The organism is Lentilactobacillus rapi DSM 19907 = JCM 15042 (assembly GCF_001436255.1).
Taxonomy (GTDB): domain Bacteria; phylum Bacillota; class Bacilli; order Lactobacillales; family Lactobacillaceae; genus Lentilactobacillus; species Lentilactobacillus rapi.
Map to the genome: position 1 here is coordinate 1 of NZ_AZEI01000049.1, position 9,473 is coordinate 9,473.

Genomic DNA, 9,473 nt, shown 5'->3' on the forward strand with positions numbered 1-9,473 from the left:
TAAACTCGCTTTTTACATAGAAGTATATCAAAAATCATAGATCTTGGACAGCTTCTAAGGAGCAGGCCAGTGATTTTGGTCTTGATAAAGGGGCAATGTATGCTTGGCGGACAATTAATGGGTATGAGGCGAGTTCATACTGGTTGGCAGGAATGGCTCAGTTCCATATTAATGCCGATATTGCATTTGCCATTGAACAGTACTACACGATTACCAACGATGAAGACTTTTTGAAAAATTACGGCTTTGAAATCATTTTGGAAACAGCCCGTTTTTGGATGCAATATGGCAACTTTGCCGAAGTCGATGGCGAACGCCACTTTGTCATTAATCGGGTAACCGGGCCAGATGAGTACAGTGCGTTAGTGGATAATAATTATTATACCAACGTTTTGGCCCAGTTTAACCTCCGCTTAGCCGTCAAATACGCTGATAAATTTAGTGATACCGATATTCCGGTCCAACTCAACGTGACGGGCGAAGAGATCGAAGAAATGCAGGAAGCTGCGGACCTGATGTATTTACCTTACGATAAAGAGAAAAACGTTAAGTTGCAATTTCAGAATTTTGAGCAGCTGCCCAAAATGGACATCGCCAGTATTGACCAAAGCATGTTCCCATTGCTGCTGCACTACCATCCGCTGATGTTGTATCGTTCACAGGTCAATAAGCAAGCTGACACGATCATGGTCGATTACATGTTCCCGCTGGGCAACACTAAGGAACAGCTGAAAGCCGACTACGACTTCTATGAACCGATTACGACTCACGATTCAAGCTTATCCAAGGCAATTTATGCAATTGTCGCCGCCAGAATTGACCGCGACCAGCAAGCTTACGACTTCTTTGCCCAGGCCGTTAAGACAGATCTGGTCGACTTGCACCATAACACCAAGAATGGCATCCATGCGGGGAGCTTAGGAGCGGCCTGGTCCGGAATTGTGTATGGATTTGCCGGCATCGTGAATAACGCTGACCATTTTTCGTTGGAGCCCCATTTGCCCGACGTCTGGAATTGCCTCAAATTTAGACTACAGCTGCATCATAATGAATTGCTGTTCACAATTTATCAGGATCAAGTCGAAGTTGAGTTGATGAGCGGCAAGGGGATGGCGCTGTCAGTTTACAATAAGAAGATTAAAGTGACACCGGAGGATCCCAAGAAGGTGGCGCAGTATTAAATAATTGCTTGGGCAATTGAGTTAAAACGTGCCATGGAAGCATTTCGAAGCATATAAGAGTCTATCTAAACAAGTCCGGGTTCTCGGGCATCATGGCTGAAACGTGGTCCAAAAAGCAACAATCTGCACGTAAGCACCTTAGCAGAAAATTCCAAGATCAGGAATTTCCCGCTAAGGCGACTTACGCTCCGATTGTTAAGCGCTTTTTGGACCACTCTTTTTGATTTTCCAGTCATATTTTTCGAAAAAACGCGAACTTTGGATTATTATTTGCTATGATAGTGTTATGCAATTCAGTCGATCGTTATTGAATATTTAAGCAGAAATCCTATAATGTCATGATGTAAATGGCATTGTTTCGTGAAAGGAAGTACCCCGATGAAAAAAGAAGCCCGGCAGTCTAAAATCGAACAAATTATTAATCAATACACAATTACAACCCAAGATGAGTTGATGGCAAAATTGAAACTATCAGGCATTAATGTCACGCAAGCAACACTATCCCGCGACATTCGAGAAATGCAAATTGTGAAGCAACCGGATAGTTCGGGCGATTCCAGATACATGATTTTTAAGTCCGGCAATCAAAACGAGTTGGAAAGAATGTACCGCATGATCAACGGAACGGTCACGGATATCCGCCAAATCCAATTTATCAATGTCATCCATACGCAGCCAAGTTATGCCAACCCATTAGCTGCGGTCATCGATGATCTCCATTTGGATGATGTGGCGGGAACACTGGCAGGTTATGACACAATCGTGCTGTTCAGCCCGTCTGTGGAAGCGGCCAAGAGTATTAATAACCTATTTACAAAGCATTCAAATCCGGATCTGTTGGTGTCGTCGATTCAAGATTAAGTGTGCGGAGAGAAGCGTTTAGGTGCGGTAATATAAGAAGGACCTCTCGGAAATCCTGGTTTTGGATTTTTGAGAGGTCCTTCTTATATTGTTAGCACCTGCTTCTCGGAGCACCATTAGTCAATAGAGGGGAGAACGATCACAATCTGATTGAGGATTTTAGGGGGGGACTGCTCTTATATTGTTAGCACCTGCTTCTCGGAGCACCATTCGGCAATAGAGCGGAGAACGACCACTGCGAAAATTAAATATATGAGATGACCCCTTGTGCATTAGCGTCAGCTGGTCGCAGCTCGATTCCGCCACATAACGGAGCCGTCCACAAAGACCCCCCAACCAAAAACAACCCCACGCCAGCGTCAAACCAGCGTGGGGCTATTGAGCTTGAGGATTCACTTAAACTTTCGGTACACAAAGCTCACGCCAGCCACAACCGCAAATCCAGCTAACCAAAGGAACCCAATTATCGTTAATTTCATTCCCAATGACAAGCCGGGGGTTGAATACCGCAACTGAATCAGGTGCCTGCCTGCGGGGATCTTGGCGCCCACAAATCCTTTGTTTGCGACAAAAGTCTTGGTTGGGCGATGATCAACTTTGAGTTTCCAACCGGACGAATAGGGGATTGAAGTGGTCATAATTCTAGCTTGATTTGCAGGGTTAGTTTCTCCGCTGACAGTGTTGTTGGTCACCTTTTGGTTTTGCAAACCAGTTCGTTGGAGTCGGTGAATTTGCTGGTCGTAAGTTTGATTAAACGGCACGGCCATGATTCGAACTTTCTTGAATCGCAATTGCTTGACCCCGTTGAAGTGGATGGTCATCGATTTGCGAAGTTGATCTGAGTAGCCCAAATTTAAAACAACGTGTTGGCGGTCTTCGTAATCGGATAAGTTGTTCATCGGCAGCTGCCTGAAGAAGGTGAAATTCGTCGGTGACTGGATTGAGACTGTGAAACCGCCAAGATCAGGATGTTGGCTGGCAGTTCTCAGCCGGTCAATTTTCTGGAGCTTCGAAACTGGCGTGCCGTCGATGATTGAGTCGGCTCGGAGGCTATTCAAGCGGTCCATCATTGTGTGGCGGGTTTCAGAAATCCCATCGATGACCAGATAAAGTTCGGTATTTCGATATTTTTCAGGGTTCTTTAACTTGAGTTGATAAGACAAGTGGCGCCCCTGAGCATCGTTATCCATGACGTGCAGACCGTTGCGGTTCAGGTTTTCATTGCGGGCAATGACCTGCTTATTCTTGTTGAGGACGTTTTGAAGCGGTTGCCCATTTGGATTCAAGCCGGTTGCCTTTTCCCAGATAGCCACTTTATTCCTCGGCAGCGTGGTTTTGTATTTAGCAGCCGTTTGTCGGTAGCGACTATTTGGTGATAGTCTCAGTCGGGATAAAACAGCCTTCACAGGGGTTTCAACGATGTGCTGGTCAAACACATTGGCCGCATAGCCAACTTGTTTGACAGTGGCGCGAGGCTTGATTGATTGAATTCCTGTGACCGGCTGATCCACCTGAGTCCCCTGGACGAGTGATTGTTCCCGCTGAATAGAGGTCAGCTGATTGTAGGTTGCAGATGAAATCGTGTTGTTTTGCATGTAAACCAATGGAAGCGCCAAGTTACTTTCAAGCAGAACCGTTCCGGAGTGGTTACTTAGACCGCTAACCGGTTGTTCGGGGAAGTCGACAATTCGACCATTCTTGCGGACAAAATGATAGCCGTAAGGAACGGCTTTAGGATTCTTGACAATATCGGTTTTGGCAAACATGTAACGGACACCCAATTGATTAAGGAGCGTTGTTCGGCCATCGGCTTCCCCAAGAACGGAGTTAACGACCGCCTGTGAATTATCGATTGAGCGACTAAATTTATAAACATAACCATCTTGAATGGAATAATAAGCCCCGAGATCATGAGTGCCAAGAACCATGGGGATATTATTGCCGGCAGTCCGGTGAGGATAGTAGTTGTGGATCGTTGCGGTTCGATAAAATCCTTGATTGGGCTTTAGTCCAGTTTGGGCGCCGTCGTAATATTTGTGGAGCCATTGAGAAGCGGTGCCAGTCATTAAGTTTGATTTGATATTTTTACTGTTATTGGGGCTGAACCAGCCTTGCCCATTGCTGACAATGTTAATGAAGACCAGCCCGGTTAAAACGACCCCAACTGTTTTAGCAGAAAGCTTGAGGGAGGACTGACAGGCAAATAACAACAGGAAACAGCTGGCAAAGCCATAAGCCACCAAATCATTTTGCGGCAGCTTGAGCGTGAATCCTTTGGTGATCCAGACTAAGCCAATCAGGATAGCCAATGATGTAATCAGCCATTTCAAATCATTCCGTGTTAATCGGGGGAGCTGATCGACAAAGATCATCGTTGCCAATCCAAGCGGCAAGACTGCCAAGAACAACCAACGATTGGAAGGCGTTGACAAGCCGTTGGTGGTGGCACTGACTTGGGGCAGCAGAATGCCAATGACGATCAAAACGATGACAATGGCAAGTGCCCGGTAGCGTTTGAAGTGGCGCAAAATGTAGATGGCGGCTAAAAATGTGAGCCCACAAACGTTGAGGACGAGCCAGTAATCCTTGGTCGTCGTGCTGGTAATCAGTTGGTTGGGGAGGGCGAGATAGTACTTAGCCGGGTATAGCAGCAGGCCATTGGCGAATTTTGCATGATAGGCGATCCGAGTTGATTGAAAGACCGACAGCAGCGTTGGGAACAGGACAACCCCTGCCATCATCAACCCAGTCACAATTGCCTGCGCCAAACAATAGATGATCCTGCCCAGCGGTAATTGTTTTGCGTCAACGTGGTATATATGTAAATATCGGGTCAAGAGATAGACAAAAGTGCCAAGTGCCAGCATATAGGCAAAGTAGAAATTGCTGACAAGGGCCAGGGCAACCGCAATTGCCAGCGGCAGCCAATTTTGCCTATGCAATACCTTTTCAACCCCCATTGCCAATAGGGGAAAGAGCATCATCGGTAGGAGAAAGAATGGGTGGTGCATTGAAACGTAAAAATTGTAGCCCGAAAAAGTATAGATTAATGTTCCGATGAGCTTGCTGTGGCGACTAAATGAACGCTCATTGGCCCATGCAAGAAAGGCACAGCCAACGCAATAAAGCCGAAGCAAGATGAGGAGCTGATAGCCTAACTCCAACTTGCTGGCAGGGAAGAGGGCAATTAAGTAGCTGAAAGGATCGCCGACGATATAAAAGGCAAAAGTGGTCAGCTGATCCGCTCCCGCACCCAGATTCCACGACCAACCAAACAAGGATTGGTGGGCGGTCCCCTGTAAGATCCGCTGAAATTGCGCCAGAATTGGAAAATGTTGGGCAATCCCGTCAACGTTCCAGATCAATGTTCTCCCGGCAAGCCAGGGGATGCTGTAAGTTAATAAACAAATTGAAACAAATGCAATCGTATAAATCAAAAAAATTGGCAGCTTAAATGTCCGTTTTCTCAAATGAGTACTTGTTTGCATGAAAATGCCTCCCAAATCATTATCTTTATTGTCGGTGTTTGCCAGCAATCTGACAAGCCATGGATTAAAACTTTAAATTTTATCTTACGTAACTTTGTCACAAGGAGTGTGAATTATTTGTTGACAGATAATGAATATTTTGTGAACGGCAAACATATTTATACCGAAAAAATTAGAGATAATCCTTAATTTGCAGGGGAAATCGATTGTTAACAGCTTTTTTATATTCTAATCAAAACGTTACCTTCTAATCTTATTAATAGACATTGTATAAAAAACCGGTTATTCTTACTCGTGAAGGGATTATTAAATCAAAAAATTAATAATAAATTCTCTTTGCAATTATCGGATTAATTCTGTTAAAAATCTCTCGTTTTTAATGACAGAAATTGTACGATAGCGTTTTCAAAAAAGACTATGATAGAGTTGTACTTAAAGGAAGAGGAGGTAACAAGAATGACAAGTCCAATTCATGTAACATCTGAAATCGGTAAACTCAAAACGGTATTACTGAAACGACCTGGTAGGGAAATTGAAAATTTCACCCCAGATATGATGCCACGTTTACTGTTCGATGATATTCCATATTTACCAATTGCACAAAAGGAACATGATTACTTTGCCGACACCCTTCGAGATAATGGAATTGAAGTCCTTTACCTTGAAAAACTGGCAGCCGAAGCATTGGATGCTGGTGGTGACAAAGTTCGTGATGACTTCTTAGAGCAAATGTTAACCGAATCCGGATACGCAACGGGCACGATCCATGATGCCTTGAAAGAATATTTAGACAGCATGAACAACCAAGACATGGTCAACAAGATCATGGAAGGGGTTCGGAAGAACGAAATTGATTTTGTGCCAACGGATTTAGTGAGTGCTGCTGAAACAGAAGACTATGAATTCTACATGGATCCAATGCCTAACCTGTACTTTACCCGTGATCCATCGGCATGTATCGGCGAAGGCTTGAGCATCAACCACATGACATTTGCTGCCCGGCAACGTGAATCTTTGTTTAATGAAATTATTATTGATCACCATCCACGGTTCGCTAACAAGGGCGTTCATGTATGGCGTGATCGAAACCACGATACTCGGATCGAAGGTGGAGACGAATTAGTCTTAAATGACCATGTGATGGCCATTGGGGTTTCCCAACGGACATCGGCTGACGCAATTCAAGATATTGCGAAGAACTTATTTAAGGATGGTCATTTTGACACAGTCATTGCGATTAAGATTCCACATAATCACGCAATGATGCATTTGGATACTGTGTTCACAATGATTAATTATGATCAATTCACGGTTCATCCAGGAATTTTAGGTGAAGGTGGCCACATTGATACTTGGACAATTACGCCAGGTAAAAATGAAGGCGAACTTCACTTAGAGCACAGAACAGATTTGAAGGCGGTCTTGAAGGATGCATTGAAGCTCGATGATCTGGACTTAATTCCAACTGGTGGTGGCGATCCAATTATTGCCGGCCGTGAGCAATGGAATGACGGTTCAAACACATTGGCAATCGCGCCAGGAGTTGTTGTAACGTATAACAGAAACTATGTATCAAATGATTTGCTGAGAAAACATGGCTTAAAAGTCCTTGAGGTTATCTCAAGTGAGTTGTCAAGAGGCCGTGGCGGCCCACGTTGTATGAGCTGCCCGATTGTTCGGGAAGATATCTAGAGTGCGACGAGCAACGGGAAACGCGGTATCTAAGGTCGAAATGATTAAAATCCTGGTCTTGGATTTAAATCATTTTGATCTTAGATGTTAGCGTTTGTTGCGTCGGAGCACGTTTAGAGTGCGGAGCCAAGCGGTTAGAAACTGGAACATAAGTCTCCTTATTCAGAAATCCTGGTTTTGGGATTTTTGAATAAGGTGCTTATGTGCAAGTTTCTGCTTGGTGGAGCACATTTCCGCTATATAGCAAGGTGCTTATGTGCAGATTGCTGCTTGGTGGAGCACGTTTCCACTATATAATGGAGAACGGGTGCTTACATGTAAGCTTCTGCTTATTGGAGCACATTTCCACAACATAGCGGAAAACAAGCATCATTTCATTAGTCCAAACACAGTACCCAAAAACATCATCAATCAAGGAGAATCGATTATGACAAAAGACTTCAGACAAAACGTATTTCAAGGCCGCAGTGTATTAGCTGAAAAAGACTTTACTGCCGCAGAACTTGAATATTTAATTGATTTTGGATTACATTTGAAAGCTTTAAAAAAGGCTGGCATTCCTCATCATTACCTTGAAGGTAAGAACATTGCTTTACTGTTCGAAAAATCATCTACCCGAACCCGGTCAGCATTCACGACAGCAGCCATTGATTTAGGCGTTCATCCTGAATACCTGGGTCAAAATGATATTCAGTTAGGCAAGAAGGAATCAACATCAGATACTGCTAAAGTGCTTGGCAGCATGTTTGATGGGATTGAATTCCGTGGTTTCAAGCAAAGTGACGCCGAAATTCTCGCTCGAGACAGTGGTGTGCCAGTTTGGAACGGCTTAACTGACGAATGGCACCCAACTCAAATGTTGGCTGACTTCATGACCGTTAAGGAAAACTTTGGTAAACTCCAAGGCTTAACCTTAACCTTTATGGGCGATGGTCGAAACAACGTTGCCAATTCATTGTTAGTAACCGGAGCGATCTTAGGGGTGAACATCCATATTGTTTCACCTAAGGAACTGTTCCCAACTGATGAAATTCAAAACATTGCCAAAGGCTTTGCTGAAAAATCAGGTGCCAAGCTGTTGATTACCGATGATCTTGATGAAGGTATGAAAGGTTCAAATATTGTTTATACCGACGTTTGGGTATCAATGGGTGAAAGCAACTGGGAAGAACGAGTTAAGTTGTTAACACCATATCAAGTTAACATGGCAGCCTTGAAGAAGACTGGTACGCCGGATGATCAATTAATCTTCATGCACTGCTTGCCTGCATTCCACAATACCGAAACCGCTTATGGTAAGGAAATTGAAGAAAAGTATGGCATCACTGAAATGGAAGTTACGGATGAAGTGTTCACCAGCAAGTATGCCCGTCAATTTGAGGAAGCTGAAAACAGAATGCACTCAATTAAGGCGATGATGGCTGCAACACTTGGAAATCTGTTTATTCCAAAGGTATAGTGTGCGGAGTCAAGCGGGAATAACCGGAGCATAAGTCTCCTCAACCAGAAATCCTGGTTTTGGGGATTTCTGGTTGAGGTGCTTATGCGCAGGTTATTGCTTGGCGGAGCAGTCCTAATCAATGTAACCTAGAAATCCTGGTCTTGGATTTTTGGTTGAAGAGACTTAGGTGCAGGTTACTTAACGGATCGATCCTCTCCAAGCAACTAACCACCAAGAAAACTAACTTGAACAACTCTAGGGACTGGCAGCAAAACATTTGTTTTGTCCCAGTTCCTTTTATTTTTAAACAAAGAAGGAGAATTATTATGGGACGGAAAATAGTAGTCGCTTTGGGCGGCAATGCAATCCTATCCAAAGATGCTTCCGCCGCAGCGCAACAACAAGCTTTGCGAGAAACAGCGGAGCAATTAGTTAAATTTGTTGAGAATGGCGATCAATTAATCATTTCTCACGGAAATGGCCCTCAAGTTGGCAATTTGTTGTTACAACAGGCTGGCGGCAGCACAAAGGACAATCCTGAGATGCCTCTGGATACTTGTGTGGCAATGACTCAAGGCAGTATTGGCTATTGGATGCAGAATGCCATGAACCAAGTGATCAAAGAAAAAGGCTTGAACAAAACGGTTGCCACGATTGTGACGCAAGTTGAAGTCAGTGCTGATGATCCAGCATTCAAAAATCCAACAAAACCAATTGGACACTTTATGAACAAGGATGAGGCCGATTTGGCGAAGAAACAGAATCCTGATTTTACATTCGTTGAAGATTCTGGCCGAGGCTATCGGCGGG

General features: G+C 44.1%; 6 protein-coding genes. 5 read left to right on the forward strand and 1 reads right to left on the reverse strand.

Annotated elements, in window-relative coordinates; translation table 11 throughout:
* Window positions 1-95 precede the first annotated feature (95 nt).
* On the forward strand, window positions 96-1,181 hold the full coding sequence (locus FD12_RS06195) for a glycosyl hydrolase family 65 domain-containing protein (protein WP_235809038.1): 1,086 nt from the start codon (window positions 96-98) through the stop codon (window positions 1,179-1,181).
* A 378-nt stretch (window positions 1,182-1,559) separates the two neighbouring features.
* On the forward strand, window positions 1,560-2,042 hold the full coding sequence (locus FD12_RS06200) for an arginine repressor (protein WP_054748966.1): 483 nt from the start codon (window positions 1,560-1,562) through the stop codon (window positions 2,040-2,042).
* A gap of 392 nt (window positions 2,043-2,434) precedes the next feature.
* Here FD12_RS06200 and FD12_RS06205 read toward each other — a convergent pair whose 3' ends face one another.
* Window positions 2,435-5,530: a YfhO family protein gene (locus FD12_RS06205; RefSeq protein ID WP_056982222.1), complete on the reverse strand. Its 3,096-nt coding sequence runs from the start codon at window positions 5,528-5,530 to the stop codon at window positions 2,435-2,437.
* Between the two features lie 456 nt (window positions 5,531-5,986).
* Between FD12_RS06205 and arcA the strand changes: the two genes are divergently transcribed.
* The 3 genes from arcA to FD12_RS14195 form a co-directional block, all read left to right on the forward strand.
* Complete coding sequence (gene arcA, locus FD12_RS06215) at window positions 5,987-7,222, forward strand: arginine deiminase (protein WP_054748964.1); 1,236 nt, start codon at window positions 5,987-5,989, stop codon at window positions 7,220-7,222.
* A 427-nt stretch (window positions 7,223-7,649) separates the two neighbouring features.
* The gene (gene argF / locus FD12_RS06220; protein WP_054748963.1) at window positions 7,650-8,681 is read left to right on the forward strand and encodes an ornithine carbamoyltransferase; all 1,032 of its coding nucleotides are present in this window, start codon (window positions 7,650-7,652) and stop codon (window positions 8,679-8,681) included.
* A gap of 308 nt (window positions 8,682-8,989) precedes the next feature.
* Window positions 8,990-9,473, forward strand: a 484-nt coding sequence (locus FD12_RS14195; RefSeq protein WP_476737550.1) for an amino acid kinase family protein, incomplete at its 3' end; no start/stop codon positions are given.

Excerpts from the sequence above, each read along its gene's own strand:
- FD12_RS06195 (WP_235809038.1), top strand. The coding sequence starts at position 96 with ATGTATGCTTGGCGGACAATTAATGGGTATGAGGCGAGTTCATACTGG.
- FD12_RS06200 (WP_054748966.1), top strand. The coding sequence starts at position 1,560 with ATGAAAAAAGAAGCCCGGCAGTCTAAAATCGAACAAATTATTAATCAA.
- FD12_RS06205 (WP_056982222.1), bottom strand. The coding sequence starts at position 5,530 with ATGCAAACAAGTACTCATTTGAGAAAACGGACATTTAAGCTGCCAATT.
- arcA (WP_054748964.1), top strand. The coding sequence starts at position 5,987 with ATGACAAGTCCAATTCATGTAACATCTGAAATCGGTAAACTCAAAACG.
- argF (WP_054748963.1), top strand. The coding sequence starts at position 7,650 with ATGACAAAAGACTTCAGACAAAACGTATTTCAAGGCCGCAGTGTATTA.